Origin of the sequence: Aeromonas sp. 2692-1 (assembly GCF_013085505.1) — a bacterium.
Taxonomy (GTDB): Bacteria; Pseudomonadota; Gammaproteobacteria; order Enterobacterales; family Aeromonadaceae; genus Aeromonas; species Aeromonas hydrophila.
Genome location: NZ_CP038513.1, coordinates 1097348 through 1123467, shown reverse-complemented (window position 1 = coordinate 1123467; position 26120 = coordinate 1097348). Strand labels below are relative to the sequence as shown.

26 protein-coding genes and 1 pseudogene are annotated in these 26120 nt (G+C 63.3%); 12 read left to right on the top strand and 15 right to left on the bottom strand.

The window, feature by feature from the left end:
- Positions 1 to 92: 92 nt before the first annotated feature.
- The 7 genes and pseudogenes from hemF to E5E97_RS05450 form a co-directional block, all read right to left on the bottom strand.
- Entirely contained in the window at positions 93 to 1001 is a 909-nt protein-coding gene (gene hemF, locus E5E97_RS05480; RefSeq protein ID WP_171279967.1) for an oxygen-dependent coproporphyrinogen oxidase, read from the bottom strand.
- A 94-nt stretch (positions 1002 to 1095) separates the two neighbouring features.
- Positions 1096 to 1655: pseudogene (locus E5E97_RS05475) on the bottom strand (Sua5/YciO/YrdC/YwlC family protein).
- A 140-nt stretch (positions 1656 to 1795) separates the two neighbouring features.
- Positions 1796 to 2299 (bottom strand): 5-(carboxyamino)imidazole ribonucleotide mutase, encoded by a 504-nt coding sequence (gene purE / locus E5E97_RS05470; protein ID WP_011704271.1) that lies wholly within the window; start codon positions 2297 to 2299, stop codon positions 1796 to 1798.
- Positions 2300 to 2373: 74 nt separating this feature from the next.
- Positions 2374 to 2931: a type I DNA topoisomerase gene (locus E5E97_RS05465; RefSeq protein ID WP_101615722.1), complete on the bottom strand. Its 558-nt coding sequence runs from the start codon at positions 2929 to 2931 to the stop codon at positions 2374 to 2376.
- A gap of 55 nt (positions 2932 to 2986) precedes the next feature.
- Complete coding sequence (locus E5E97_RS05460; RefSeq protein WP_011704269.1) at positions 2987 to 3460, bottom strand: DUF494 family protein; 474 nt, start codon at positions 3458 to 3460, stop codon at positions 2987 to 2989.
- The gene (dprA, locus tag E5E97_RS05455) at positions 3453 to 4568 is read right to left on the bottom strand and encodes a DNA-processing protein DprA (protein WP_171279966.1); all 1116 of its coding nucleotides are present in this window, start codon (positions 4566 to 4568) and stop codon (positions 3453 to 3455) included. Before dprA ends, E5E97_RS05460 begins: the two co-directional genes overlap by 8 nt.
- A 1-nt stretch (position 4569) precedes the next feature.
- Complete coding sequence (locus E5E97_RS05450) at positions 4570 to 5658, bottom strand: LysM peptidoglycan-binding domain-containing protein (protein WP_171279965.1); 1089 nt, start codon at positions 5656 to 5658, stop codon at positions 4570 to 4572.
- A gap of 108 nt (positions 5659 to 5766) precedes the next feature.
- Here E5E97_RS05450 and def point away from each other — a divergent pair, with 108 nt between their 5' ends.
- The 5 genes from def to E5E97_RS05425 all read left to right on the top strand — a co-directional run bounded on the left by def (position 5767) and on the right by E5E97_RS05425 (position 11648).
- Positions 5767 to 6279 carry a peptide deformylase gene (gene def, locus E5E97_RS05445; protein WP_171279964.1) on the top strand — a complete coding sequence of 171 codons (513 nt, stop codon included), beginning with the start codon at positions 5767 to 5769 and terminating at the stop codon, positions 6277 to 6279.
- 12 nt (positions 6280 to 6291) lie between these two features.
- Entirely contained in the window at positions 6292 to 7236 is a 945-nt protein-coding gene (gene fmt, locus E5E97_RS05440; protein ID WP_073348645.1) for a methionyl-tRNA formyltransferase, read from the top strand.
- Positions 7237 to 7292: 56 nt separating this feature from the next.
- Positions 7293 to 8585: a 16S rRNA (cytosine(967)-C(5))-methyltransferase RsmB gene (gene rsmB, locus E5E97_RS05435; protein WP_017410576.1), complete on the top strand. Its 1293-nt coding sequence runs from the start codon at positions 7293 to 7295 to the stop codon at positions 8583 to 8585.
- Positions 8586 to 8732: 147 nt separating this feature from the next.
- The gene (gene trkA, locus E5E97_RS05430) at positions 8733 to 10109 is read left to right on the top strand and encodes a Trk system potassium transporter TrkA (RefSeq protein ID WP_011704263.1); all 1377 of its coding nucleotides are present in this window, start codon (positions 8733 to 8735) and stop codon (positions 10107 to 10109) included.
- Between the two features lie 96 nt (positions 10110 to 10205).
- Positions 10206 to 11648, top strand: coding sequence for a TrkH family potassium uptake protein (locus tag E5E97_RS05425; RefSeq protein ID WP_011704262.1), 1443 nt, complete (start codon positions 10206 to 10208; stop codon positions 11646 to 11648).
- A gap of 104 nt (positions 11649 to 11752) precedes the next feature.
- On the opposite strand, the gene rmuC is transcribed toward E5E97_RS05425, so the two are convergent.
- Positions 11753 to 13093 carry a DNA recombination protein RmuC gene (gene rmuC, locus E5E97_RS05420; RefSeq protein WP_171279963.1) on the bottom strand — a complete coding sequence of 447 codons (1341 nt, stop codon included), beginning with the start codon at positions 13091 to 13093 and terminating at the stop codon, positions 11753 to 11755.
- The gene (locus E5E97_RS05415) at positions 13090 to 13305 is read right to left on the bottom strand and encodes a hypothetical protein (protein WP_016349071.1); all 216 of its coding nucleotides are present in this window, start codon (positions 13303 to 13305) and stop codon (positions 13090 to 13092) included. The genes rmuC and E5E97_RS05415 overlap by 4 nt, the downstream gene beginning before the upstream one ends.
- 138 nt (positions 13306 to 13443) lie before the next feature.
- Here E5E97_RS05415 and E5E97_RS05410 point away from each other — a divergent pair, with 138 nt between their 5' ends.
- Positions 13444 to 13956 carry a ferredoxin-type protein NapF gene (locus E5E97_RS05410; protein ID WP_011704259.1) on the top strand — a complete coding sequence of 171 codons (513 nt, stop codon included), beginning with the start codon at positions 13444 to 13446 and terminating at the stop codon, positions 13954 to 13956.
- 58 nt (positions 13957 to 14014) lie between these two features.
- Here the strand turns inward: E5E97_RS05410 and E5E97_RS05405 are convergent, their stop codons facing one another.
- The 6 genes from E5E97_RS05405 to E5E97_RS05380 all read right to left on the bottom strand — a co-directional run bounded on the left by E5E97_RS05405 (position 14015) and on the right by E5E97_RS05380 (position 20604).
- The gene (locus tag E5E97_RS05405; RefSeq protein WP_011704258.1) at positions 14015 to 14467 is read right to left on the bottom strand and encodes an Rrf2 family transcriptional regulator; all 453 of its coding nucleotides are present in this window, start codon (positions 14465 to 14467) and stop codon (positions 14015 to 14017) included.
- A gap of 299 nt (positions 14468 to 14766) precedes the next feature.
- The gene (locus E5E97_RS05400) at positions 14767 to 15606 is read right to left on the bottom strand and encodes a PfkB family carbohydrate kinase (protein ID WP_011704257.1); all 840 of its coding nucleotides are present in this window, start codon (positions 15604 to 15606) and stop codon (positions 14767 to 14769) included.
- A 119-nt stretch (positions 15607 to 15725) separates the two neighbouring features.
- A complete protein-coding gene (gene ald, locus E5E97_RS05395) occupies positions 15726 to 16841 on the bottom strand; it encodes an alanine dehydrogenase (RefSeq protein ID WP_171279962.1) in 1116 nt (371 codons plus the stop codon).
- Positions 16838 to 17593 (bottom strand): glutamine amidotransferase, encoded by a 756-nt coding sequence (locus E5E97_RS05390; RefSeq protein WP_171279961.1) that lies wholly within the window; start codon positions 17591 to 17593, stop codon positions 16838 to 16840. The genes ald and E5E97_RS05390 overlap by 4 nt, the downstream gene beginning before the upstream one ends.
- Before the next feature lie 84 nt (positions 17594 to 17677).
- Positions 17678 to 19174 (bottom strand): CoA-acylating methylmalonate-semialdehyde dehydrogenase, encoded by a 1497-nt coding sequence (locus E5E97_RS05385; RefSeq protein WP_043126516.1) that lies wholly within the window; start codon positions 19172 to 19174, stop codon positions 17678 to 17680.
- A gap of 98 nt (positions 19175 to 19272) precedes the next feature.
- On the bottom strand, positions 19273 to 20604 hold the full coding sequence (locus tag E5E97_RS05380) for an aspartate aminotransferase family protein (RefSeq protein WP_118882113.1): 1332 nt from the start codon (positions 20602 to 20604) through the stop codon (positions 19273 to 19275).
- A 185-nt stretch (positions 20605 to 20789) separates the two neighbouring features.
- Here E5E97_RS05380 and E5E97_RS05375 point away from each other — a divergent pair, with 185 nt between their 5' ends.
- The 6 genes from E5E97_RS05375 to E5E97_RS05350 all read left to right on the top strand — a co-directional run bounded on the left by E5E97_RS05375 (position 20790) and on the right by E5E97_RS05350 (position 26029).
- Entirely contained in the window at positions 20790 to 21332 is a 543-nt protein-coding gene (locus E5E97_RS05375; protein WP_005307724.1) for a cupin domain-containing protein, read from the top strand.
- Positions 21333 to 21592: 260 nt separating this feature from the next.
- Complete coding sequence (locus E5E97_RS05370) at positions 21593 to 23089, top strand: aldehyde dehydrogenase (protein WP_171279960.1); 1497 nt, start codon at positions 21593 to 21595, stop codon at positions 23087 to 23089.
- A gap of 125 nt (positions 23090 to 23214) precedes the next feature.
- Positions 23215 to 23388 (top strand): hypothetical protein, encoded by a 174-nt coding sequence (locus E5E97_RS05365; protein WP_016349064.1) that lies wholly within the window; start codon positions 23215 to 23217, stop codon positions 23386 to 23388.
- A gap of 125 nt (positions 23389 to 23513) precedes the next feature.
- Complete coding sequence (gene rarD, locus E5E97_RS05360; protein ID WP_011704249.1) at positions 23514 to 24416, top strand: EamA family transporter RarD; 903 nt, start codon at positions 23514 to 23516, stop codon at positions 24414 to 24416.
- Between the two features lie 67 nt (positions 24417 to 24483).
- Complete coding sequence (locus E5E97_RS05355; RefSeq protein ID WP_011704248.1) at positions 24484 to 25302, top strand: AraC family transcriptional regulator; 819 nt, start codon at positions 24484 to 24486, stop codon at positions 25300 to 25302.
- A 79-nt stretch (positions 25303 to 25381) separates the two neighbouring features.
- Complete coding sequence (locus E5E97_RS05350; RefSeq protein ID WP_168755424.1) at positions 25382 to 26029, top strand: LysE family translocator; 648 nt, start codon at positions 25382 to 25384, stop codon at positions 26027 to 26029.
- The last annotated feature ends 91 nt before the right edge of the window (positions 26030 to 26120 follow it).

Below are 26120 nucleotides of genomic sequence, written 5' to 3'. Positions count from 1 at the left end.
TTCAGAGGGCAATCTCCCGATTTAACGGGTTTTCGCACTCAGGAACAAGCCGAATATCGGCCAATAAGAAGGGGCCATAATGGCCCCTCAGGTCACAACCACTCGCGTGGTTTGAGGTAGTCAGTGTAGAGCAATGCCTCCGGGCTGCCCGCGGACGGCTGCCAGTCATATTCCCAGCGCGCCAGCGGCGGCATCGACATCAGGATCGACTCGGTACGCCCGCCAGTCTGCAAGCCAAACAGGGTGCCACGGTCATACACCAGATTGAACTCCACATAGCGGCCACGACGATAGAGCTGGAATTCCCGCTCCCGTTCGCCATAAGCCAGCGCCTTGCGACGCTCGACAATCGGCAGGTAGGCATCGAGATAGCCCTTGCCAACCGCCTGCATAAAGGCGAAACAGTCGGCAAACGGCCAGCGATTCAGATCATCGAAGAAGAGGCCGCCGACGCCGCGCGTCTCGTCCCGGTGCTTGAGGAAGAAGTAGCGATCACACCAGGATTTGAACTCGGGATAAATATCGGTGCCGAACGGCTGACAAAGATCGAAGGAGACCTGATGCCAATGCCGTACGTCCTCTTCGAACGGATAAAACGGGGTGAGATCGAAGCCGCCACCAAACCACCAGATCGGCTCCTCCCCCTCTTTCTCGGCGATGAAGAAGCGCACATTGGCGTGGCTGGTCGGCACATACGGATTGTGTGGGTGGATCACCAGCGACACCCCCATGGCCTCAAACCGGCGGCCCGCCAGTTCCGGCCGATGGGCCGTCGCCGAGGCCGGCATGGCGTCGCCATGAACGTGGGAGAAGTTGACCCCTCCCTGCTCGATCACGGCACCGTGACGCAGCACACGAGTGCGGCCACCACCACCCCCTTCACGGCGCCAGGCATCTTCCACAAAGTGTCCAACGCCGTCGGCCAGTTCCAGACCACGGCAGATCTCGTCCTGCAACTGCAGCAGGAAGGCCTTGACCTGGGCCACATCCGGTTTGCTCATCTTGTCTCCAGTCAGCCAGGATCGTCGCCTGACCCTATTATTGTGATGTCGCCGGATGGGCTAAGCCGATCCGCATTGCCGCTCTCCGAGCGGTTCAAGAGGGGCGAATGATGGCGCCGGTTCTGGCATCCTTGATCTCGGACGGATTGGCCTGCCCCCCACTTCGCCGGGCAGGATATAGGCCAGCTGACTCGCCAGCAATTCGCCGATCTCCGCCACCCGGCGGGCCGGCTCTTCACCCGTCAGGTTGGCACTGGTAGAGACCAGCGGCTTGCCAAACGCGCGGCACAAGGCCTGTACCTGCGGATGGGCCGTCACACGCACAGCCAAGGTAGTGAACTGACCGGTCAGCCAGGCCGGGGTATTGCTGCGCGCCGGCATGATCCAGGTGAAGGGGCCAGGCCAGCTCGCTTCCACCCGGGCCAGCTGCTCGCTGGTGAGCTGGTCTAGATCGATATAATCCTGCAACTGAGCCAGATCGGCAGCGATCAGGATCAACCCCTTCTCCACCGGGCGTTGCTTGATCGCCAGCAGACGGTGTACCGCCGACTCAGAGTCAGGATCACAACCCAGGCCAAATACCGCCTCGGTCGCATAGGCAATCACCCCATCGCGCTGGAGGGCGGCAACTGCAAGTTCAAATTCATTGGGCATAAAAAATGCGACAGCCGGGCTGTCGCCTCATCATTGATTAACATTGAGCCTACGAAACGGCGACCCTGACGGCCCCCTTCATCGACCAGCGAGAAGCGAGAAGCTGATGGCGAACGGGCTGGTGGTTGCCGTCTCGGAGCTTACTTGAGCAGGGCCTGTAAGGCAGCGTCTTTCGCCAGTACCTCGTCGGCATTTTTCTGGCGTTCTGCCTGCACCTTGGCCGCCAGTTCATCATCCGCCACTGCCAGCATCTGAGCTGCCAGATAGCCTGCATTCTTGGCGCCGGCCTTGCCGATCGCCACGGTCGCCACCGGCACCCCACCCGGCATCTGCACGGTGGAAAGCAGTGCATCCAGCCCCTTGAGCGGGCCGCCATCGATGGGCACACCGATCACGGGACGAGTCGTGATGCCTGCCACGGCGCCAGCCAGGTGAGCAGCGAGACCGGCGGCACAGATAAAGACCTTGCAGCCACGGGCTTCGGCGTCGGTCACGTACTGATGAGTCGCAGCCGGTGTACGGTGTGCGGAGGTCACTTTCACTTCTACCGCGATATCGAATGACTTGAGCACCTCGAGGGTGGTCTGCATCACCGGAAAATCAGAATCAGAGCCCATCAATACGGCAACAAAAGGTTTATTCATGGTGGGAATTTCCTTACTCCAAGTGGGGGGTTGAAGTTCGCCGAAAACGTTTCAATTCGCTTGTGGCGGCCGGATTATACCTGCTCGCTCTGGTGGCCGCATTTCTTTTGCGGGCAGATCCAGCGCAGGGCTCCCCTCACCTTTTTCTCGACCATGATACCCCAGCCACATTGCGGACAAGGCATGGGGACCGGCTTGTCATTCACCACATATTTGCAATGGGGGTAACCGTCGCAAGAGTAGAACTGCTTGCCATAGCGAGAGGTTCGGCTGATGAGGTGTCCCTTGCCACACTCCGGGCAGAGGATCTGGGTATCGTCGCTCTCCTGCAGGGATTCGATGTGCTGGCAGGCCGGGTACTGGGTGCAGCCGACAAACAGGCCATAACGCCCCTTCTTGATGGCCAGCGGCTGGCCGCAATCCGGGCAGACCGAGCCCTCAAGCACCTTCTCGATGTCACGACCAGACGGGGTCAGGGAGCGGATGTAATCACAGGCAGGATAGGCAGAACAACCGAGGAAGGGACCATGCTTGCCCTGGCGGATCACCAGCTCGGCACCACACTGCGGGCACGGTTCGCGCTCGAAGGCATGTTCGTGGGCTGAAAAGAGGTGATGATCGATTTTTGACATGGGCCGCGCCTTGAAATCCAGATGACCTGAATTCTACCAGCGCGGCACCGGGCTGTCAGTGGATGACGCCGTCCGACTCGTCAAACACCAGCTCTTCCATCTGCTGGTAGGCATTTTCGCTGCCCGGTACGTTGAACAGCACCATCATGACGACCCACTTCAGATCGTCCAGCTCGATATCCGGTTTATCAAGCTCGAGCAGGCGCTCGATGCAGATTTCGCGGGTTTCGGCATTGAGTACCTGGGCTTGTTCCAGAAACAGCAGAAAACCGCGGCACTCGGTACTGAGGCGTGCCAGTTCTTGTGGAGCATAGATGCGCATGGAACCTTGCGCGCTGGCGGCCACGTAGACCTCCCGCTCGCTGTCATGCAGGTTGGCCAGTCGCTCCAGCCAGTTGAGCGCCTTCTCGATCTCGTCTTTGTCGAAACCTGCCCGGCTCAGTTCGTCGGTGAGTTCATTCTGCTCGACCATCACATCTGCATCGCTGTGGATGTAGGTCTCGAAAAGGTACATCAATACATCAAACATGATTCGCCCTCCTCGCTCTGACGTATCCACCGGCTACCGCCATCACTGCACCGGCCAGCTCCAGCTCTACCAACCTGCCCAATACCACTTCGACAGGAAGCTGGGACCGTTCGGCAACGGTATCCACGCTCGTGGTCTCATAATCTACGTTATCCAACAAATCGGCATAAGGCAATTCGCTATTATTCGAATGCTCAGACAAGTCAGCCACTTGCTGCAGCAGACCGACAAATCCGGGCAGCTCTTCCACTATATCGGCCGCGCTCAATACAAGTTTGGCCCCCTGCTGGATTAATTTGTTGCAACCCAGTGCCTGCACGTTTTGCGGGGCACCAGGTACGGCAAAGACCTCTCGCCCCTGTTCCAACGCATAACGGGCCGTGATGAGCGAACCACTCTGCTCGGCCGCCTCTACCACCAGAGTACCCAGCGACAAGCCACTGATGATGCGATTACGCCGTGGAAAGTGCTCGGCCAGCGGTCCCTTGTCGGGTGCCAGCTCGGAGATAAGCAAGCCGCCTCGCGCCAGGATTTCCATAGCCAACCCCTGATGGCGCTTCGGGTAGAGGCAGTCGAGCCCTGAGCCCAGCACGGCCAGGGTGGTCCCCCCTGCCGCCAGCGCCTGCTGATGACACACCCCGTCTATGCCAAGCGCCAGTCCGGAGGTAATGGCAAGCCCGCAAGCGACCAGCTCACTGCAGAGGCGGGCAGCATTGTCCTTGCCGGCATAGGTGGGATGGCGCGTGCCGACCATCGCCAGCTGAGGAGCAGACAGGGCAGCCAGGTTGCCACGACAGTAGAGCAACAGCGGGGCGGCGGGGATCTCTTTGAGCAAAGCGGGATAGACGGGGTCATCCGGACACAGGAGATGATTGCCGGGCTCGGCGGCCCAGCTCAGCGCCTGCTCGACAACCGGCTGGGGCCACCTCATCTGCTGGACTTGAACGCTCTGCAGACCAAGGGATCGCAGGGTGCCGTCGTCGGTGTCGAACAGGGTGACGATGTCACCGCCAAAATGGGCCAGCAGGCGAGCGGCGGTGACTGGACCAATGCCGGTGACGGCATCCAGCGTCAACCATAGCGCGAGTCGCCCGGATGGAAGAGGCACGTCAGAAGTTGCTGACCTGATAACCGGTGCTGACCATGTCCTGACTCTGCAGGATCAGGCCATAACTCAGCTTGTCGTACACCTTGAACAACATGACCCGGGCCACGGCCTCCGACGGCAGGGAGGGCTTGCCGGCCGAATAGAAGGCCTTGTCATAGACGGAGGAGTACTCCCGATAGGCGACCTTGCCATTCTTGCTCACCAGCCGGGCACCGGGCCGCAGTATCTCCAGCACATCGCCGGGAGCAACCTGATCACGCATGCCCTTGTTGATGAGTACGACGTCGAACTTGCCACCGCCGCGAGCCTTGCTCGGCAAGTCGACGATATAGCCGGGCGAGATGACGGGGGCAGCCTTGGGCGTGAACACGGCGGAGAGGCTCTCCTGCGGCGGGAACGGCATCAGCTTGTCCCCCTGATACACCTCGCGCTGGTTGTGGCTGAGGGTAACCCGGGTGCGGCCGTCCGGCAGCAGGGCTTCCGCCCTGGCCGTGCCGACGAAGACCGCCTCTTGCCCCAGCTGTTCGCCACTCTTCTTGTCTTTGTAGATGGTCCCCGGATGATAGATGCCATAGTCCTGACCCGGGATCAGCGAGCCTTGAACATAGAGAGTATCCCCCTCCAGCATGCCGATGTGCGCCTCATCATTGCCCAGCACATAAGGCAGCTGCTTTGCCTGCTGGCTGTCAGCCAGAATATGGTCGGTTTGCAGGAAAGGGCCGATCTCGCTGAGCGGCAGGGTTGGAATGGGGTTGGCCTTGTTCTCGTAACGACTCTTGGGAGAGAGGTGAACAACCTGCTTGCCGCCCTGCATCGCCTTGCCAAGCCGCGGCTCGCCGTTGACCCAGCTCAGGTGCAGCACGTCGCCCGGGTAGATCCAGTGCGGATTGGCGATCTGCGGGTTGATGTTCCAGAGCCTTGGCCATAGCCAGGGCTCCGCCAGATACTGGCCGGAAATATCCCAAAGGGTATCGCCTTTTTGCACCACATAGGTCTCGGGATAACCCGCTTTCAGTTTCAGCTGGTCGGCCAGCACGCCCTGGCACAGGGTGGCCAACAGACAGGCAAGGATGGTTTGCTTCAGATACATAACACTCCCTGTTACTTCTGCGCGCAAAGTGTTGCTGTTTTTTGTCGGCGTAAATGACTAGAATTACGCCAATATTGACTGCATTTATACGAAACTAAAGAAAAAACTATGGCCATTCTAGATGTATTGCGTTTCCCCGATGAGCGTCTGCGTACCGTCGCAGCCCCTGTCGAGACCTTTACACCCGAGTTACAACACATTGTAGATGATATGTTCGAAACCATGTACGCGGAGGAAGGCATCGGCCTCGCCGCCACTCAAGTCGACATTCATCAGCGCATCATAGTGATCGATGTCTCTGAAAACCGTGAAGATCCTCTGGTATTGATCAACCCCGAGATCATCGAGCAGGCCGGCAGTACCGGCATCGAGGAAGGGTGCCTCTCCGTGCCTGGCAGCCGTGCCCTGGTGCCCCGCGCCGAGTGGGTCAAGGTGCGCGCCCTGGATCGCCACGGCAATGCATTCGAGCTGGAAGCAGACGATCTGCTCGCCATCTGCATCCAGCATGAGATGGACCATCTGGTCGGCAAGCTGTTTGTGGATTACCTGTCCCCGCTCAAGCGCCAGCGCATTCGCCAGAAGCTGGAAAAGATGGCCCGTGAAGATCGCAAAGTCCTCTGAGGATCTGCCCCATTGAATAAGCTGAAACTGATTTTTGCCGGTACTCCCGACTTCGCCGCCCGTCACCTGGCGGCGTTGTTGTCTTCCGACCACGAGGTCGTCGCCGTTTATACCCAGCCGGACAAGCCTGCCGGCCGCGGCCAGAAGCTCACTGCCAGCCCGGTCAAGGAGTTGGCGCTGGCCCACGATCTGCCGGTCTATCAACCCGCCTCCCTGCGCAAGGAAGAGGCCCAGGCCGAGCTGGCCGCCCTTGGCGCCGACCTGATGGTGGTGGTGGCCTACGGCCTGATCCTGCCCAAGGCCGTGCTCGATACCCCACGGCTGGGTTGCATCAACGTGCACGGCTCCCTGCTGCCGCGCTGGCGCGGTGCCGCCCCGATCCAGCGCTCCATCTGGGCGGGGGATGCCGAAACCGGCGTCACCATCATGCAGATGGATGTAGGACTGGATACTGGCGCCATGATCCGCAAGGTGAGCTGCCCCATCGCTGCCGACGAAACCTCTGCCAGCCTCTATGACAAGCTGGCCGGGCTGGGCCCGCAGGCACTGGTCGACACCGTCAATGCCATGGCTGCCGGCAACACCGCCGCCGAAGCGCAGGACGATGCACAGGCCAACTACGCCGAGAAGCTCTCCAAGGAAGAGGCCCGCATCGACTGGTCGATGGAGGCTGTCGCCATCGAACGCTGCATCCGCGCCTTCAACCCCTGGCCCATCAGCTGGTTTGAAGTCGCCGGCCAGACCGTCAAGGTATGGCAGGCCGAGGTCGTCGCACAGGATCACGGCCAAGCGGCCGGTACCCTGCTCAAGGCTGACAAGCAAGGGATCGACATTGCCACCGGCAAGGGCGTGCTGCGCCTGCTGACCCTACAGCCGCCTGGCAAGAAGGCCATGTCCGTGACGGATCTGCTCAACTCTCGCCGCGACTGGTTTGAACCCGGCACGCAATTGAATTGAACTGAATTGACACAAGGCGGGGCCCAGGCCCCGACTTGCGCATCTAAGGTAACACTATGAAAACACGCGCACAGGCTGCTCTCGTCATTCAACAGGTGCTGGATCAGGGCCAGTCCCTCTCCGCCGTTCTGCCTGCTGCCCAGGAGAAGGTTGCGCCCCGCGATCGCGCCCTCCTGCAAGAACTCTGCTACGGCACCCTGCGCTGGCTGCCCCGCCTCGATGCGGCAGTCGGCGAGATGATGGACAAGCCGCTCAAGAACAAGAGCCGCATCTTCCACTACCTGATCCTGGTCGGTCTCTATCAGCTCATCTACACCCGCATTCCGGCTCACGCCGCGGTGGCCGAGACCGTCAACGCCGTCAAGCTGCTCAAGGGCACCTCCTTGCGCGGCCTCATCAACGGTGTGCTGCGCAATTTCCAGCGCAGCGCCGAAGTCATTCTGCTGCGCATCGACCGGGTCCCCAGCATTCGTCTCGGCCACCCGGAGTGGCTCACCAAGCGGCTGCGCCAGGCCTATCCGGATGAGTGGGAATTCATCATGGAGGCCAACAACCAGCGCCCGCCCATGTGGATCCGCAACAACAGCCAGCGCCAGAGCCGCGAGCAGATGCTGGCCCGCATGGCCGAGGCCGGCATCAATGCGATGGCCGGTGAAGAGGGCGAGGATTGCATCCTGCTGGAACGACCCTGCGACGTGACCAAGCTGCCCGGCTTCGAGGTCGGCGACTGCTCGGTACAGGATGGCGCAGCACAACAGGCCGCCGCGCTGCTCGACCCGCAGCCGGGCGAGTGGGTGCTGGATGCCTGCGCCGCCCCAGGTGGCAAGACCGCCCACCTGCTGGAGCGCCAGCCCGCGCTGGCCGGCGTGGTAGCGGTCGATGCCGACGACAACCGCCTCAAGCGGGTGCAGGAGAACCTGGATCGCATCGGCCTCACCGCCAAGGTGATCCACGGTGATGCCAGCACCCCGGATCTGTGGTGGCCAGAGGGTCAGTTCGACCGCATCCTGCTGGATGCCCCCTGCTCCGCCACCGGCGTCATCCGCCGTCACCCCGACATCAAGTGGCTGCGCCGGGATCAGGACATCCGCGAGCTGGCCGAGCTGCAACACCGCATCCTTGGCGCCCTCTGGTCGAAACTGAAAAGCGGCGGTACTCTGCTGTATGCCACCTGCTCCGTGCTGCCGGAAGAGAACCGCGACCAGATCCGCGCCTTCCTTGCGGCCACCCCGGACGCCACTCTGGTACCGCTGCATGCGCAGGACACCCCGGAGTGCCCGGGTCGCCAGTTCCTGCCCGGCGAGGCCGAGATGGACGGCTTCTACTATGCCAAGCTGATCAAGCGGTAAGCAGGGCCATCATCACGACGGGTGCCGCTTGCGGCACCCATTACTGCCCAACATCGAGCGCGCTTTCCCTATGAGATTCATCCTGTTGATGACCGTCCCCACGCACCCTGGCCGCCGCTGCAACGGCGACGCTCATGAGGCCGTCCTATGAAGATCATCATTCTGGGCGCCGGTCAGGTCGGCGGCACCCTGGCCGAGAACCTGGCCGGCGAGAACAACGACATAACCATCGTCGACACCGACAGCGACCGGCTGCGCGAGCTGCAGGACAAGTTCGACCTGCGGGTGGTGAACGGCCACGGTGCCCATCCCAAGGTGCTGCGTGAAGCGGGTGCCCAGGATGCCGACATGCTGGTCGCGGTCACCAACAGCGACGAGACCAACATGGTTGCCTGCCAGGTGGCCTACTCCCTGTTCAACACCCCCAACAAGGTGGCGCGGATCCGCTCGCCGGCTTATCTGGTGGAACGGGATCGGCTGTTCCTGCCCGAATCCGTGCCGGTGGATCACCTGATCGCCCCCGAGCAGCTGGTGACCGACTACGTGCGCCGGCTGATCGAGTACCCGGGCGCCCTGCAGGTGGTGGACTTCGCCGGCGGCAAGGTGGGTCTGGTGGCGGTCAAGGCCTACTATGGCGGCCCGCTGGTGGGCAACGCCCTTTCCACCCTGCGCGATCACATGCCCAACATCGAGACCCGGGTGGCGGCGATCTTCCGTCAGGGCCGCTCCATCCGCCCGCAGGGCACCACCATCATCGAGGCCGATGACGAGGTGTTCTTCGTGGCGGCGGCAGGCCATATCCGCGCCGTGATGTCGGAGCTGCAGCGGCTCGAGAGCCCCTACCGGCGCATCATGATCGTCGGCGGCGGCAACATCGGTGCCGGCCTCGCCCGCCAGCTGGAGAAGCGCTACAGCGTCAAGCTGATCGAGCGCAACCAGAAACGGGCGGAGCAGCTCTCCGAGGTGCTGGAAAACACCATCGTCTTCTGCGGCGACGCAGCGGATCAGGAGCTGCTGGCGGAGGAGCATATCGACCAGATCGACGTCTTCATCGCGGTGACCAACGAGGACGAGGCCAACATCATGTCGGCCCTGCTCGCCAAGAAGATGGGCGCCAAGAAGACCATGGTGCTGATCCAGCGCAGCGCCTACGTGGATCTGGTGCAGGGTGGCTCCATCGACATCGCCATCTCGCCGCAGCAGGCCACCATCTCGGCCCTGCTGACCCACGTGCGCCGGGCCGACATCGCCAACGTCTACAGCCTGCGCCGCGGGGCGGCCGAGGCCATCGAGGCGATCGCCCACGGGGACGAGAACACCTCCAAGGTGGTCGGCAAGACGGTGGGTGAGCTCAAGCTGCCGCCCGGCACCACCATCGGCGCCATCGTGCGCGGTGACGAGGTGCTGATCGCCCACGACCGGACCCAGATCCAGCAGGATGACCACGTGGTGATGTTCCTGGTGGACAAGAAGTACATTCCGGAAGTGGAACGCCTGTTCCAGCCAAGTCCCTTCTTCCTGTAATCTGCCCATGCACCCAGGCAGCACAACCCAGACCCGGCACAGCCTCTACCAGGGATTGTCCGGGTCTTTTGTCAATCAACGACCAGGTTATCTTGCATGATCAAGCTGCGTCCCATCATCTTCACCCTCGGGCTGGTGCTCTCCAAGCTGGCCCTGTTCATGTGGCTGCCCACCCTGCTGGCCCTGCTGACCGGCTCCGAGGGGTTCGTCGAGTTTCTCAAGTCGGTACTGATCACCCACGGTGCGGCCCTGCTCTGCCTGCATTACGGCCGCAAGGCGGTGTTCCACCTCGGCGTGCGGGAAATGTTCCTGCTCACCACCTCGGTCTGGGTGGTTGCCTGCATCTTCGGCGCCCTGCCCTTTTTCTTCATCAACCACATCGACTTCACCGACGCCTACTTCGAGACCATGTCGGGGGTCACCACCACCGGCTCCACCGTGCTGTCGGGGCTCGACGGCATGGCCCACAGCATATTGCTGTGGCGCTCCATCCTGCAGTGGCTGGGCGGGGTGGGCTTCATCGTGATGGCGGTAGCAGTGCTACCCTACCTCAACGTGGGCGGCATGAAGCTGTTCCAGACCGAGAGCTCGGATTGGTCCGACAAGAGTGCGCCGCGCGCCAAGACGGTGGCCAACAACATAGTGCTGGTCTATCTGGTGCTCTCCATGCTCTGCTTCCTGGCCTACTGGGTGAGCGGCATGACCCTGTTCGAGGCGGTCAACCACTCGATGACCACCCTCAGCACCGGTGGCTACTCCACCTCCGATCAATCCATGTCCCACTTCTCCAACTCGGCGCACTGGATTGGTACCGTCTTCATGTTCCTCGGCGGCCTGCCCTTCCTGCTCTATGTGCAGAGCCTGAGCCGACGCGACAACAGCCTGCTCAAGGATGCCCAGGTGCAGGGTTTCTTCTGGCTGGTGGTCTGGGTCACCGTGGTGGTCACCTTCTACCTGTGGCTAAGGGACATCTACGGCTTCATGGATGCCCTGCGCATCAGCTGCTTCAACATCGTCTCCGTGCTCACCACCACCGGCTTCGGGCTCGGTGACTTCGGCACCTGGGGCCCGCTCACCAGCATCATCTTCATCATCCTGCTGGCCCTCGGCGCCTGCTCCGGCTCCACCGCCGGCGGCCTCAAGATCTTCCGGGTACAGGTGGCGTTCGCCCTGTTCAAGAAGCAGATGCGCCAGCTGATGCACCCCTCCGGCGTCTTCCCGCAGAAGTACAACGGCCGCCCGGTCAACGACGCCATCATCCGCTCGATGATCTCGTTCGTGCTGGCCTACTTCGCCGTCATCCTGCTGATCGCCGCCCTGCTCGCCGCCATCGGGCTGGATCCCCTGACCGCCATCTCGGGCTCCATCACCGCCGTGGCCAACGTGGGTCCGGGCATGGGCCCGATCATCGGCCCCAGCACCAACTTCGCCACCCTGCCCGACTCGGCCAAGTGGATCCTGTCGTTCGGCATGCTGCTGGGACGGCTCGAGATCCTGACCGTGGCGGTCCTCTTCTTCCCCTCCTTCTGGAAGCAGTAAGCAGCGAGCGCGCAGCATCGAATGGCGAAGGGTATCAAGACGAAGAAATGCAGAAGGGCAGCCACTGGCTGCCCTTCTTGTTGCATGAAGCATGAGGCCCCGCCTCACTCGGCCGGGTCTTCCCGCTCCAGCGCCCGGTTGACCAGCGGCTCGGGCAGGGTCTTGGTCACCTCCACCCCCAGCTCGCGAAAGCGCTCCACCTGGGCGATCAGGTTGCCGCGCCCGTTGACCAGCCGCCCCATCGCCTTGTCGTAGCTCTCCTGCGCCCGGTGCAGGCTGCCACCCAGCTGCTGCATCTCCTCCACGAACAGCCGCAGCTTCTCGTAGAGGCGGCCGGCCCGCTCGGCGATCTGGCGGGCATTCTGGTTCTGCCGCTCGTAGCGCCACAGGTTCTCTATGGTGCGCAGCGCCACCATCAGGTTGGTGGGGCTCACCAGCAGGATGTTGTTGTCGAGCCCGAATCGCACCAGCGAGGGATCGGCCTCCACCGCGGTGAGGAAGGCGGGCTCCACCGCCACGAACATCAGCACGTAATCAAGGGTGCGCACCCCGGGCAGCTGCTGGTAATCCTTGCGGCCCAGCTCGCGGATGTGGTTGCGCACCGAGGCGACGTGCTCTTTCAGAGCCACCGCCTTCTCCAGCTCGTCATCGCTGTTGTACCAGCGCTCGTAGGCGGTCAGCGACACCTTGGCGTCGATGATGATGTCCTTGTCCTGCGGCAGGTGGACGATGACGTCGGGTTGGTAGCGCTTGCCCTTGTCCACCTCGATGTTGACCTGGGTATGGTACTCGTGGCCTTCGCGCAGGCCGCATTCGCTGAGGATCCGCGCCAGCACCACCTCACCCCAGTTGCCCTGCTGCTTGCTGTCACCCTTGAGGGCGCGGGTCAGCGCCGCCGCCTCCTCGGTCATGCGGGCGTTGAGCTCGGCCAGGCGCTCCAGCTCGAACTTGAGGCTGTGGCGCTGGGCCGTCTCCTGGGCGTGGGTCTCCCCCACCTGGCGGCGAAAGCCCTCGAGCTGCTCTTTCAGCGGCGTCAGCAACAGATCCAGGCTGTTCTGGTTCAGTTCGCGGAAGTTACCCGAGTTTTGCTCGAAGATGCGGTTGGCGAGGTTCTCGAACTGCTGGCTGAGGCGCTGTTCAGCCTCCTGTTGCAATTGCAGCTTCTCGGCGGCGGCCAGTCGCTCGCTACGCAGGGTGGCTTCGGCATCCTTGAGGCGGGCGGTGAGCTTGATGAGCAGGGTCTGCTGCTGCTCCAGCTTCTGCTGGCCCTGCAGCTTTTCATCCTGCAGCTCGTCACAGCGATCCTGCAGCGCCTGCTGGCGCTCCTCGCTCAGCAGCACCTGCTGGGCCAGCCGGGCCGCACCACGCCGGCCCACCAGCCAGCCGAGGCCGACCGCCAGCACGGCGCCAGCCAGCAGCAGGCTCCAGAGCCCGGGCTCGATCATTTGCGGCTCCGTTGACGCAGAAAGAGTTCGAGATAGCGGTTGAGCAGCAGCCAGAGCAGCACGTAGAGCAGATAGGCGGCCAGCACCACCCACTTGTGACTGTTAACTCCGGTGTCGAGCTCGACGAATTCGATCCCCTTGATGCGGCAGTAGCCCCACATCAGCAAGGGGAAGACATAGAGCAGAGAAGCACGCCACAGAAATAACCACATGAGTTCATTCAATCCTGCAAAAAGACCCGCCTAGCTTACACAAGGGCAACCCGGCTTGCGATCCTGGCCGGCGCTATTCTCTGGCTTGCGAAGGGAAACTTGGATAAAATTAACCCCTAATAGGTATCAGGGGTGAGCATGACTCATTTTTTCTGTCGCTGGCTGACGCAAGCATTGGGGGGCTCTCGCAAACCGGAGGTGGTTTGTCACGAAGCGCGTCCCCCCTGGGCCATCGAAGAGTCCCAGTTCCTCTCTCTCTGCTCCCGCTGCGGTGAATGCTTCAAGGCCTGTCCCAACGGCCTGCTCAAACCGGCCAACCAGCCCGAATACGACGACACCCCCATCGCCGGCACGCCCGTGCTGGATCTCGCCTGCGGCCAGTGCAGCTACTGCGGCAGCTGCGCCAGAGCCTGTCCGACCGGCGCCCTCGACCTGCAGCTGGGCCGCCAGGTGCAGACCCGGGTGCGGATCGAGGCCAGCTGCCAGGCCCGGCAGGGCTTCTACTGCCTGCTGTGTGAAGATGCCTGCCCCCAGCAGGCGATCAAGGCCACCGCCGACGGCGTCAGCATCAACATGGCGGCCTGCGACGGCTGCGGCGCCTGCGGTCTCGCCTGCCTGCACGGCGCCATCACCCTGATCCCCCAGCTCTGAACCCAAACCCCGGATATGACAAAGGGGCCCGTGGGCCCCTTTGTCATGCTTGCCTGGCTTATGCCATGGCCAGAATCGAATCCTGTTCGATGCCGAGCAGGTGGCAGAGCCGGGTCGGATCGCGCACCGCATCGGCCAGGGTGTACTCCCCCAGCACCTCGAGGAAGGCGTTCATGGCGCGGCGCAGAATACCCTGGATGCGGCAGCCACCGGAGAGGCGGCAATTCTCGCGCTTGCAGTCCACCGGGCAGAGCACGTGCTCCATGTCCATCACCACGTCGCGCAGGTTGATGGAGACGGCGGAGCGGCCGAGGCGGATGCCGCCATGCTTGCCACGCACCGTCTCTATGTACCCCTTGATACCGAGCTGATGCACTATCTTGACCACGTGGTTGCGGGAGATGGCAAAGGTATCGGCCACCTCGGTGATGGTCGACAGGCGATCTCCCGGCTGGACCGCCAGAAAAGTCAGGGTACGCAGGGCATAGTCGGTAAATCGTGTCAGTTGCATGGTCGCACTTGCCTCTTACTACAAGTCAGAAATCAGGACGACAACCTAAAGCTAAGAGGCGGGGAAGCGCTTGCGCCCGCGCAAGGTCCGCATCTTAATCTGAGTCGTGGAATGACAAGGTTAAGAGCAGCTCAGGCGGGTGTCGATGAAGATGCACATAAATCGACACTTTCTTTGATTGATCGCAAACTTGCAGGGTTAGTCCAAGGTTTTGGGGGGTTATGGCGGTTAAATTCGCCGGTTTTCCCCTCCACCTCGGCCCGTACAAGGCGACCTCATCGGCAACAGTTCATGGCGGCTCAGTGCGGTTGCCTGAGCCAGTTTTTCAGGGCGCTGGAGGGGATGGAACTCTCGGAGGCGACCGCGAAGGCGCCCCAGTCCACCGCGCACTGCAGCGCATCCCGGATCGCCATGCCTCGCGCCAGCCCGTGGATCAGGCCGCCGGCGAAGGCATCCCCCGCCCCCGTGGTGTCCACCACCGACACCGGCCGTGCCGCCACCCGGATCTGCTCCTCGCCGTGAATGGCCACCGCCCCCGCCTTGCCTTCGGTCAGCACCAGCCAGGCCAGCTGCTCGCCGGCGATCTGGCGGGCATGCTGCCAGGGATCGTCCACTTCGCCGAGGTCGGAGCGGGAAGCCACCAGCACGTGGCAGGGGCGACGCGCCTGGCCGCCCTTGGGATACTGAGCCACCACGAAGCTCTTGCCGAGCATCTGGCGCATGTAGCCGATGATGGCGGTGCCCGGGTAGTTCACGTAGAGGCAGTCCACCCCCTCGCTCGGCAGATCACCCGGCAGGTCCGGGCGCCGTGGCCGCCTGAGGATGGTGCGCTCGCCGGTGGAGTCCACCAGGATCAGCAGCTCGCCGGTCTCGCCGCCGAAACGCTCAACATGGCTGCAATCCAGGCCGTAGCCCGCCGCCTGCTCCAGCAGCCAGTCGCCAGTTTCGTCCAGCCCGATGCGCGAGGCGATGGTCACCTCGTGGCCGGCCCACACCAGCCCGATGCCGGTGTTGGCGGCGCCACCGCCGAGCCGGCGGCCCTGATCCAGGTATTGCAGGCGGGCACCGGCCACCAGGGGTTCGGAGAGAGAGAGCACGTGATCACAGTTGAGATTGGCGAGCAGCAGAATGCGGGACATGAAGAGACCTCACTGACAGGGGAGCCCAGTATATGAGAAAGGGCCGTGACGGCCCTCCCTGAAATCGCGGGGTTTGTGAGCCCGCTCGACGTTTGCCGAGCGAGCGCGCGACGGCTGCGTCAGCCCAGTACCGACTCGGCGCTGACGTACTCGTAGCCGAGCGCCTGTGCCACCGCCGCCTGGGTGATCTTGCCCTTGAACACGTTCAGACCGGCTCGCAGGTGGCGATCGTCCTGCAGCGCCCGGGCGTAACCCTTGTCCGCCAGCGCCAGCACGAACGGCAGGGTGGCATTGGTCAGCGCGAAGGTGGAGGTGCGCGCCACCCCGCCCGGCATGTTGGCCACGCAGTAGTGGATGATACCGTCCACCACGTAAGTGGGCTCCTCATGGGTAGTCGGGTGGGAGGTCTCGAAACAGCCGCCCTGATCGATGGCCACGTCCACCAGCACCGAGCCCTTGCGCATCAGCTTGAGCATCTCGCGGGTCAGCAGCTTGGGTGCCGCCGCCCCCGGGATCAGCACGGCGCCGATCACCAGGTCAGCCTGGGCGATGCACGCCTCTATGTTGGTACGGGTGGAGTAGAGGGTCTTGAGGGCCGGGCCGTACAGGCTGTCCAGCTCCCGCAGTCGTGGCAGGGAGCGATCCAGGATGGTGACGTCGGCCCCCAGTCCCAGCGCCATGCGCGCCGAGTTGACGCCGACCACCCCGCCACCCAGCACCACCACCTTGGCGGGCGCCACCGCAGGCACCCCGCCCAGCAGGGTGCCGTTGCCCCCCTGCGCCTTCTCCAGACTGTGGGCGCCGGCCTGGATCGCCATCCGCCCCGCCACCTCGGACATGGGTGCCAGCAGCGGCAAGCCGCCGCGCTCGTCGGTCACCGTCTCGTAGGCGATGGCCACCGCCCCCGAGTGCACCAGCAGCTGGGTCTGCACCGGATCCGGCGCCAGGTGCAGGTAGGTGAACAGCAGCTGACCCGGCCTGAGCAGTTCGCACTCCTCCGGCTGGGGCTCCTTCACCTTCACTATCATCTCGGCCCGGGCGAAAATCTCCGCCGCGCTGGCCACCAGTTCGGCACCGGCTGCCTGGTACTCGGCGTCGGACAGCCCGATCGCCTCACCTCCCTGCTGCTGCACCAGCACCTTGTGTCCCCGGGCCGTCAGCTCCTGCACTCCGGCGGGAGTCATGCCGACCCGGTATTCATGGTTTTTGATTTCCTTGGGTACGCCAATAATCATGCTCGCTCTCCTGCTGTGATCCCGCCGGCAGCCGTGTCGGCGCCGGGCAGGATGCCCAAAAATTGCAACAACCACTGCATCATGGTGGCCGAATCCACCTCTCCCTCCAGCGAGGAGAGGCTGCGCTGGTAACGATCGTCCGGCAGCAGATCCCGCCGCCGCTCGATCAGCGCCCGGTTGTATTCCACCGAGAATTCCGGATGTCCCTGGATGGCCACTATGTGGTCACCCTGCAAAAACATGAAATTGGGACAAAAATCATTGCCCGCCAGCCGGGTGGCCCCCGGCGGCAGCTGCTCCACCTGATCCTGGTGGCTGGCCAGGATCCGGATGGTCTCGAGCCCCGGCTCCATCCAGGGTTGCCGCGCCAGCATGGGATGGACCGATACCCCCAGCCCCCAGCCCTTGGTGGACTTCATCACCTCGCCCCCCAGCGCCTGGGCGATCACCTGGTGGCCGAAGCAGACCCCGGCCAGCTTGACGTCGGCATCGTGGGCGCCCCGGATCCAGTCGCGCAGCGCCCGGATCCAGGGGATGTCGCTGTAGGCATCGTGGCGCGAGCCGGTGATGAGCCAGGCATCGCACTCGTGCAGATCGGCCGGCAGCTCGCCATCGAGCGCCGACCAGACCCGAAACTCCAGCCCGGGGGCCAGTGCCCGGAAGCCCTTGATAAACATCTCGGAGTAAACGGGGCCGAAATCCCCCACCAAGTCGGGGTCCAGCCGGTCACAATCGAGAATTCCCAGTCGCATCTGTTACTCCTTCACAGTGATAGCGGCGAACGAAGGTGGATTCCTGCCACCGGGCCATGTCCGGGCTAGCTGCTGCATGGTTGATTACTTCATGGTCGGCATGGAGAACTCCGCGCCCGCCCGCAGGCTCTGGGGCCAGCGGGCAGTCACCGTCTTCATCCGGGTATAGAAGCGCACCCCATCCGGCCCGTGCATGTTGAGCGGCCCGAAGATGGACCGCTTCCAGCCACCAAAGCTGTGAAACGCCATGGGCACCGGGATGGGAACGTTCACCCCTACCATACCGACCTGCACGCGGGCGGTGAAGTCCCGCGCGGTGTCGCCGTCACAGGTGAAGATGGCGGTGCCGTTGCCGTACTCGTGCTCGTTGATGAGCTTGAGCGCCGTCTCGTAGTCCGGCGCCCGCACGATGGCCAGCACCGGGCCGAAGATCTCCTCCCGATAGATGCGCATCTCGGGGCCGACCCGGTCGAACAGGCTGCCGCCGATGAAGTAACCCTCGCCGTGGCTCAGGCCCCGGCCGTCCACCACCAGCTCGGCCCCCTCGGCCACCCCCTGATCCACATAGCCGCGCACCTTGGCCAGGTGCTCGCGGCTGATGAGCGGCCCCATCTCGTTCTCCGGGCTCTGGCCCAGACCCGGGCCCACCCGCAGCGCCGCCACCAGCGGCGACAGCCTGGCTACCAGCGCATCGGCCGTCTCGTCCCCCACCACCACGGCCACCGAAATGGCCATGCAGCGCTCGCCGGCCGCACCATAGGCCGCCCCCATCAGGGCGGAGACCGCCAGCTCGAGATCCGCATCCGGCATCACCAGCATGTGGTTCTTGGCACCGCCCAGCGCCTGCACTCGCTTGCCGTGGGCCGAGGCGGTGGCATAGATGTACTGGGCGATGGGAGTTGAGCCGACGAACGACACGGCACCGACCCGCGGGTCGGTCAGCAGCACGTCCACCACCTCCTTGTCGCCGTTGACCACGTTGAGCACCCCGTCCGGCAGACCCGCCTGCTTGAGCAGCTCGGCCATGCGCAGGGAGAGGGACGGATCCTTCTCGGAGGGCTTGAGGATGAAGGTGTTGCCGCAGGCGATGGCCACCGGGAACATCCACAGCGGCACCATGGCCGGGAAGTTGAACGGGGTGATGCCGGCGCAGACCCCCACCGGCTGCATCATGGAGTGGCTGTCGACCCCGCGGCCCACGTTGAGGGAGTGCTCCCCCTTGAGCAGATGGGGAATGCCGCAGGCAAACTCCACCACCTCGAGGCCACGGGTCAGCTCGCCCTGAGCGTCGGAGAACACCTTGCCGTGCTCGCGACTGATCAGCCGCGCCAAATCGTCTCTGTGCTGCTCCATCAGCTCCTTGAAGCGAAACAGCACCCGGGCCCGCACCAGTGGCGGAGTCTGCGCCCAGTCGGCCAGGGCGCGCTCGGCGCTGGCGATGGCATCCTGGCACTCGGCGGCGGTGCTGAGCACCACCTGGCCCTGCTGCTGGCCGGTGGCCGGATTGAAGATGGCCCCGAAGCGCTCGCTGCGGCTCTCGGTCGTCTCGCCGTCGATGAAGTTGCTGACCCTGTATGTCATAAATCCTCCGTGATGGGTAATGCGTGCCTGCCCGCGCCGCCCCGGAGAGCAGGCACGGGCAAGTGGCGCCGCGACGGGCGCCATCAACCGGTTAAAAGTCAGTCCTGGGCCTGCAGGGCGTCCTGCAGCAGGGTGAAGAGATCGTCGATCTGGCTGCGCTCGATGATGAGGGGCGGCGACAGGGCGATGATGTCGCCGGTGACCCGGATCAGCGCCCCCTTCTCGAAGCAGCGCACGAACACCTCGTAGGCGCGTTTGCCCGGCGCATCCGGCATGGATTCGAGCTCGATGCCCGCTACCAGCCCGTAGTTGCGCACATCCTTCACGTGCTTGCAGCCCTTGAGCGAATGGGCCGCCTCCTCCCAGTAGCCCGCCAGATCGGCGGCGCGGTTCAGCAGGTTCTCGTTGCGATAGATTTCGAGGGTCGCGAGGCCGGCGGCGGCGGCCACCGGATGGCCCGAGTAGGTGTAGCCGTGGAACAGCTCGATGGCCCCCTTGCCGGCCGTCATCATGTCGTCATAGATGGCGTTGCTCACCAGCACGGCTCCCATGGGGATGGCGCCATTGGTCAGCCCCTTGGCACAGGTGATCATGTCGGGGATGACGTCGAACTCCTGGGCGGCGAAGGGAGCACCGAGGCGGCCGAAACCGGTGATCACCTCGTCGAAGATCAGCAGGATGCCATGTTTGGTACAGATCTCCCGCAGCCGCTTGAGGTAGCCTTTGGGGGGCATCAGCACGCCGGTACTGCCGGCGATGGGCTCGACAATCACTGCCGCTATGTTGCTGGCATCGTGCAGGAAGACGATCTTCTCCAGCTCGTCGGCCAGTGCCACATCCTCCTCGGGCAGCCCCTTGGTGAAGGCATTCTTGGCGATGTTGAGGGTGTGGGGCAGGTGATCCACCCCGCCCAGCAGGGAGCCGAACCACTTGCGGTTGCCGGGAATGCCGCCCACCGAGATGCCGCCGAAGCCGACCCCGTGGTAACCGCGCTCACGGCCGATCAGCCGGGTACGGGTGCCCTGGCCGCGCGCCCGCTGCCAGGCCAGCGCGATCTTGAGCGCGGTATCCACCGATTCCGAACCGGAGTTGGTATAAAAGACGTGGCCGAAGCCCTTGGGGGCGATCTCCACCAGCCGGTTGGCCAGCTCGAACGGCAGGGGGTGCCCCATCTGGAACGTGGGGGCAAAATCGAGGTGGGAAATCTGCTGGGAGACCGCCTCGGCAATCTCGCGCCGACCATGACCCGCGTTGCAACACCAGAGCCCGGCGGTGCCATCCAGTATCTTGCGGCCATCCTCTGAGTGATAATACATTCCCTCGGCCGACTTCAGGATGCGCGGCGCCGCCTTGAACTGCTGGTTGGCGGTGAACGGCATCCAGAAGGCGGACATGTCGGAGGGCGTATTGATGTCGCTGATCGGTTTCATGGTCACCTCATCCTTAAGGTGTTTAGTAACTGTCGGCCAATGCCTATTAAATTAAACACCTAAAATCTTAAAAAAGGGCTCAAACTTGCCCCATATGGTGTCACCCGGCTAGCTGCTCTGAGCGGGGTGGTATAAGATATTTAACACAAATTTAATAATAGTAAACAGTCAAGGAGTGTCTATCGATGGATATCGGTCACCGCCTCAAGGCGGTTCGCACCAAAGCCGCCCTCTCCCAGCGCGAGCTGGCCAAACGCTCCGGTGTGACCAACGGCTTTATCTCCCAGATCGAGAAAAATCAGGTGAGCCCCTCGGTCGCTTCCCTGCGCAAGGTGCTGGAAGGCATTCCCATGTCCCTGGCCACCTTCTTCACCGATGAGACGGAGATGGATTCCGAGGTGATCTTCCGCGCCGCCGACATGCCGGATCTCGGCACCCACCCCATCAGCTACCGCCTGGTGGGCCACAGCCGCGCCAACCGCGCCATCGGCATGATGCAGGAGATACTGCCACCGGGCGCCGACACCGGCGACGACATGCTGAGCCACGAAGGCGAAGAGTGCGGCATCGTCATCCAGGGTCAGGTGGAAGTCACCGTCGGCGAGCAGGTCTATCTGCTGGCGCCGGGGGACGGCTACTACTTCGACAGCCGCACCCCGCACCGTTTTCGCAATGTGGATGAGCACGAATGCGTGCTGATCTCGGCCAACACCCCCGCCAGCTTCTAAGCCATGAGAGGGGAGCTCCTCCCCTTTGGCGGACCCAGCACCACGACCTGCCCCTTAGTACCGGGCGTCGGTTTGGCAGGCGCCGACGGCCGCGCTTGCGGTGCGGTTTGCCCCACCGAAAACCCTCGCCGAGATGAATTCCGGATGAGGCCAAACTGGCAAAGTGTTTAACGAATTGTTACAAGATGGATTTACAAGCGGCAGGATGTTTAGCATATTGATACGCGGAAACTGACTTTTTGCCGGTTCAAGGAGTGAACATGAGTGACCTGACCCTGGCCCAGTGGCAACACAAGGCCTCCCACCTGACCCTGCCCTCGCAAGCCTTCATCGATGGCAGCTACCGGGACGCCATCAACGGCGCCACCTTCGACTGCATCAACCCGGCCAACGGCAAGCTGCTGACCAAGGTCGCCGCCTGCGACGCCGCCGATGCCGAACTGGCGGTGCAGGCCGCCCGCGCCGCCTTTGACGACAAACGCTGGAGCGGTCTGTCGCCCAAGCAGCGCAAGCAGATCCTGCAGCGCTTCGCCGAACTGATGCGGCTCAATCTGGTGGAGCTGGCACTGCTGGAATCGCTCGACATGGGCAAGCCCATCGGTGACGCCATGGGTTATGACGCCCCCGCCGCCGCCAACTGCATCGCTTGGAACGCAGAGGCCATCGACAAGATCTACGATCAGGTCGCGCCGGTCGAGGAGTCCGCCCTGGCGCTGGTGACCCGCGAACCGCTCGGGGTGGTCGCCGCCATCGTACCGTGGAACTTCCCGCTGGTGATGGCCTGCTGGAAGCTGGGGCCGGCACTGGCCACCGGCAACTCGGTCATTCTCAAACCCTCCGAGAAATCCCCGCTCACCGCCCTGCGCATCGCCGGTCTGGCCAAGGAAGCAGGCATCCCCGACGGCGTGTTCAACGTGCTGCCCGGCTTCGGCCACACGGTCGGCGAGGCGCTGGCCATGCACATGGACGTCGACTGCATCACCTTCACCGGCTCCACCAAGATCGGCAAGCATCTGGTGCAGTGCTCCGGCAAGTCGAACCTCAAGCGCGCCTTTATGGAGTGCGGCGGCAAGAGCCCCAACATCATACTGGCGGATGCGCCTGACCTGGACGCTGCCGCCAAAAGCGCGGCCGGCGCCATCTTCTACAACCAGGGCGAGGTGTGTACCGCCGCCTCCCGGCTGCTGGTGCAAAACAGCATCAAACCGCAGTTCATGGACCGGCTGCTGGCCCATGCCCGCGAATGGATCTCGGCCAACCCGCTCGACCCTGCCACCCGCATCGGCGCCATGGTGGACCACATCCAGATGGAGCAGGTGCTCAACTACATCGCCATCGGCCAGCAGGAGGGCGCCAAGCTGCTGCTGGGAGGCAAGCGCACCAATACCGAGAGCGGCGGCTTCTACATCGAGCCCACCATCTTCGACCAGGTGACCCCCGAGATGCGCATCTTCCGCGAGGAGATCTTCGGCCCCGTGCTCGCGGTGACCGGCTTCGACACGCTGGAAGAGGCCATTGCGCTGGGCAACGACACCGACTACGGTCTGGCGGCCGCGATCTGGACGGCGGATCTCAACAAGGCGGTGAAAGGCTCCCGCGCCCTGCGTGCCGGCACCGTGTTCGTCAACAACTGGGATGGCGGCGACATGACCATGCCGTTCGGCGGCTTCAAGCAGTCCGGCAACGGTCGCGACAAGTCATTGCATGCGCTGGAGAAGTACACCGAGCTGAAAAGCACCTGGATCCAGCTCGAATAGCATCAGAAATGACGCTTATCTGCGAATTGGGGGGAGAAATCCCCCTTTTTCATTTTTGCCCTTTCATCGCCGGCCTCAATCGATATAATCATCAAATAGACAAGCCCTTAAATATAAAGATAAAAATGTTATTTTTTCTGGGAAGTGTACTGTTTCTGGTAATAGGACTGCCGCTGCTGTTCTACATGCTGGGACACGGTGAGGCCTACGTGACCTGGGGTCCCTGGATCTCCGCCATCGCGCTCATGCTGTGGCTGCTGCTGGATGTGGACAAGATCCGCCGTGGCGGTGGCCGCTGAGCCGGGCACTACGCCGTTAAAATCCGCTGATCATCATTTATTAACTTCTTTCCCCGCAAAAGGATCGCTACACTGATTTTTTGCGATGTTTTCCCGCATCCAACTCTCCAGTGAAGGTTATCCGCATGCAGCAACACGTTCAGCGCCAGGGCGTCATCTACGCCTTGTGCGCCTATACCCTTTGGGGGTTGGCCCCCATCTACTTCAAGACCATTGCCGCCGTGCCGGCCGCCGAAATCCTGACCCACCGCATGATCTGGTCGTGCGCCCTGCTGATGGTGCTGACCCTGCTCGGCCGCCAGTGGCACAAGGTACAGGCGGTGCTGCGCCAGCCGAAAGTGCTGCTCACCCTGGCCTTTACCTCCATCACGGTCGGCGGCAACTGGCTGCTGTTCATCTGGGCCATCAACAACGGCCACATGCTGGATGCCAGCCTCGGCTACTACATCAACCCGCTGTTCAACGTGCTGCTCGGCATGCTGTTCCTGAGCGAGAAGCTGCGCCGGCTGCAGTGGTGGGCGGTCGGACTGGCAGCGATCGGAGTCGCCATCCAGATCATCGCCTTCGGCTCCCTGCCCTGGATCGCGCTGGTGCTGGCCTCGAGCTTCGCCATCTACGGCCTGATCCGCAAGAAGCTGGCCCTCGATGCGCTGACCGGCCTCTTGATCGAGACCCTGATCATGCTGCCGCCGGCCGCCATCTATCTGTGGGGCTTTGCCGACAGCCCCACCAGCCATCTCACCCAGAATGACTGGCACCTCAACCTGCTGCTGATCGCCGCCGGTGCCGTCACCACGGCTCCCCTGCTCTGCTTCACCGCCGCCGCCACCCGGCTCAAGCTCTCCACCCTGGGCTTCTTCCAGTACATAGGGCCGAGCCTGATGTTCATCCTGGCGGTCACCCTCTATGGCGAGGCGCTGGCGCTGGACAAGATGATCACCTTCGCCTTCATCTGGAGCGCGCTGGTGCTGTTCAGTCTGGACGGACTGCGCAGCGGCAAGCGCCGGCAGGCAGCGGAGCAGGCTTGACGGCAAGGGCGCGCAGCACTGCAATAATCTACAAGCCCGCGTTCGGGTTTCAGGTTATCAATAGTCGATGAGCGCACCCCAATCCCGCATCCACTACTGGCAATCCCGGCTGCTGCCGGGGGTTGAACTCTCCCACTCCCACCACAGGGAGTTCAGCTATGGCCGCCATGTGCACCTGGACTACCACATAGGTCTGGTGCAGCAGGGCGGCCAGAAATTCATCCACAAGGGCAGCAGCCACCATCTGGTGCGCGGCGAGCTCTCCACCGTCAACCCGGACGAGATGCACGACGGCCTCAGCCTGCTGCCGGAAGGGTACGAGGTGCGGGTGTTCGCCATCGCCCCCGAGCAGCTGGCCCGCTGGCTGCCGGACAGCCCGGAACCCTTCTTCGACCAGGGGCTGCAACGCCGCCCCGACCTCTATCAGGGCTTTGCCCGGCTGCACATGTACCTGGACAACCCCAGCCCCGACGGCCTGCTGGCGGAGAGCGAGCTGCTGGCCCTGCTCGGCGAGCTGCTGCACCTGGCACCGGAGCGCCACGCCCTGGCCGACCCCCAGCTCAGGTATCTGCGCGACCATCTGCTGGCCCGGCTGGATGAACGCCACAGTCTGGAGGATCTGGCCGCCCTGTTCGGACTGGATCGCTTCGCCTTCCTGCGCCAGTTCAAGAAGAAGACCGGCATGACCCCCTACGCCTGGCTCAAGCGACTACGGCTCGAACAGAGCAAGCGCCTGCTCGGCAGCGGCCTGCCGGTGAGCGAGGTGGCGCTGGCGGTCGGCTTCTTCGATCAGAGCCACTTCCACCACGGCTTTCGCCAGGCGTTCGGCCTCACCCCCGCCGATTTTCGCCAGCAGATGCTGGCCGCCAGTGGGCACGCCGACTAACTCCGCACTGCAATCTTTTACAATCCGGCGACCCCGCAATCCGCCATGCTGTGAACTCGATACTGTCCCAGAGGTTTCCATGTTCACCAGCCTGTTTCTGACCATAGGTCTCATCCATCTCATCGCCCTGGCGAGCCCGGGCCCGGACTTCGCGCTGATCCTGCGCACCAGCCTGCACAGGCCCACCGCGCTGGGCGCAGCACTCGGCATCGCACTCGCCATCCTGGTGCACGCTACCCTCAGCCTCACCGGCATCAGCCTGCTGATTGCCGAACACCCCTGGCTGTTCATGACGGTGAAGGTGGTCGGCGCCCTCTATCTGGGCTGGCTCGGCTGGGGAGCGCTCAAGGCGGCCTGGCACAGCTCGGCCGAGCTCGCCCTGCACGCCGGCGGCGAGGCGCAAGGCTGGCGCAAGGGGGTGCAGCGCGGCATTGCCACCAACCTGCTCAACCCCAAGGCATTGCTGTTCTTCATGGGGCTGCTGGCCGCCATGGTGACGCCCCAGGTAGACGGCCTGACTCGCGGCCTGCTGGTGCTGGAGCTGTTCCTGCTCTCTCTGATCTGGTTCGGCGTGCTGGCCTGGAGCCTCTCCACCGTGCGGGCCCAGCGCCTGCTTGGCCGCGTGCAGCGTCCGCTCAATCTGGTCACCGGCCTGCTGTTTGGCGCCGTCAGCCTCTCCATCCTGACCGGCATGGCCGGCGAGGCCTATGCCCTGGTCCTGCACTGACACCCGTGTGCCAGCCATAAAAAAGAGGGATGGCACAAGCCATCCCTCTTTGCATTCATTGTTCCTGGCCGGGTAACCGGCCCTCTCACTC

Excerpts from the sequence above, each read along its gene's own strand:
- E5E97_RS05355 (WP_011704248.1), top strand. The coding sequence starts at position 24,484 with ATGAGCGCACCCCAATCCCGCATCCACTACTGGCAATCCCGGCTGCTG.
- rarD (WP_011704249.1), top strand. The coding sequence starts at position 23,514 with ATGCAGCAACACGTTCAGCGCCAGGGCGTCATCTACGCCTTGTGCGCC.
- hemF (WP_171279967.1), bottom strand. The coding sequence starts at position 1,001 with ATGAGCAAACCGGATGTGGCCCAGGTCAAGGCCTTCCTGCTGCAGTTG.
- E5E97_RS05400 (WP_011704257.1), bottom strand. The coding sequence starts at position 15,606 with ATGTCCCGCATTCTGCTGCTCGCCAATCTCAACTGTGATCACGTGCTC.
- purE (WP_011704271.1), bottom strand. The coding sequence starts at position 2,299 with ATGAATAAACCTTTTGTTGCCGTATTGATGGGCTCTGATTCTGATTTT.
- E5E97_RS05385 (WP_043126516.1), bottom strand. The coding sequence starts at position 19,174 with ATGACATACAGGGTCAGCAACTTCATCGACGGCGAGACGACCGAGAGC.
- E5E97_RS05415 (WP_016349071.1), bottom strand. The coding sequence starts at position 13,305 with ATGTGGTTATTTCTGTGGCGTGCTTCTCTGCTCTATGTCTTCCCCTTG.
- E5E97_RS05365 (WP_016349064.1), top strand. The coding sequence starts at position 23,215 with ATGTTATTTTTTCTGGGAAGTGTACTGTTTCTGGTAATAGGACTGCCG.
- E5E97_RS05460 (WP_011704269.1), bottom strand. The coding sequence starts at position 3,460 with ATGTTTGATGTATTGATGTACCTTTTCGAGACCTACATCCACAGCGAT.
- E5E97_RS05390 (WP_171279961.1), bottom strand. The coding sequence starts at position 17,593 with ATGCGACTGGGAATTCTCGATTGTGACCGGCTGGACCCCGACTTGGTG.
- ald (WP_171279962.1), bottom strand. The coding sequence starts at position 16,841 with ATGATTATTGGCGTACCCAAGGAAATCAAAAACCATGAATACCGGGTC.
- trkA (WP_011704263.1), top strand. The coding sequence starts at position 8,733 with ATGAAGATCATCATTCTGGGCGCCGGTCAGGTCGGCGGCACCCTGGCC.
- E5E97_RS05410 (WP_011704259.1), top strand. The coding sequence starts at position 13,444 with ATGACTCATTTTTTCTGTCGCTGGCTGACGCAAGCATTGGGGGGCTCT.
- E5E97_RS05465 (WP_101615722.1), bottom strand. The coding sequence starts at position 2,931 with ATGTCAAAAATCGATCATCACCTCTTTTCAGCCCACGAACATGCCTTC.
- E5E97_RS05370 (WP_171279960.1), top strand. The coding sequence starts at position 21,593 with ATGAGTGACCTGACCCTGGCCCAGTGGCAACACAAGGCCTCCCACCTG.
- def (WP_171279964.1), top strand. The coding sequence starts at position 5,767 with ATGGCCATTCTAGATGTATTGCGTTTCCCCGATGAGCGTCTGCGTACC.
- rsmB (WP_017410576.1), top strand. The coding sequence starts at position 7,293 with ATGAAAACACGCGCACAGGCTGCTCTCGTCATTCAACAGGTGCTGGAT.
- E5E97_RS05375 (WP_005307724.1), top strand. The coding sequence starts at position 20,790 with ATGGATATCGGTCACCGCCTCAAGGCGGTTCGCACCAAAGCCGCCCTC.
- E5E97_RS05425 (WP_011704262.1), top strand. The coding sequence starts at position 10,206 with ATGATCAAGCTGCGTCCCATCATCTTCACCCTCGGGCTGGTGCTCTCC.
- rmuC (WP_171279963.1), bottom strand. The coding sequence starts at position 13,093 with ATGATCGAGCCCGGGCTCTGGAGCCTGCTGCTGGCTGGCGCCGTGCTG.
- E5E97_RS05450 (WP_171279965.1), bottom strand. The coding sequence starts at position 5,658 with ATGTATCTGAAGCAAACCATCCTTGCCTGTCTGTTGGCCACCCTGTGC.
- E5E97_RS05350 (WP_168755424.1), top strand. The coding sequence starts at position 25,382 with ATGTTCACCAGCCTGTTTCTGACCATAGGTCTCATCCATCTCATCGCC.
- E5E97_RS05405 (WP_011704258.1), bottom strand. The coding sequence starts at position 14,467 with ATGCAACTGACACGATTTACCGACTATGCCCTGCGTACCCTGACTTTT.
- E5E97_RS05380 (WP_118882113.1), bottom strand. The coding sequence starts at position 20,604 with ATGAAACCGATCAGCGACATCAATACGCCCTCCGACATGTCCGCCTTC.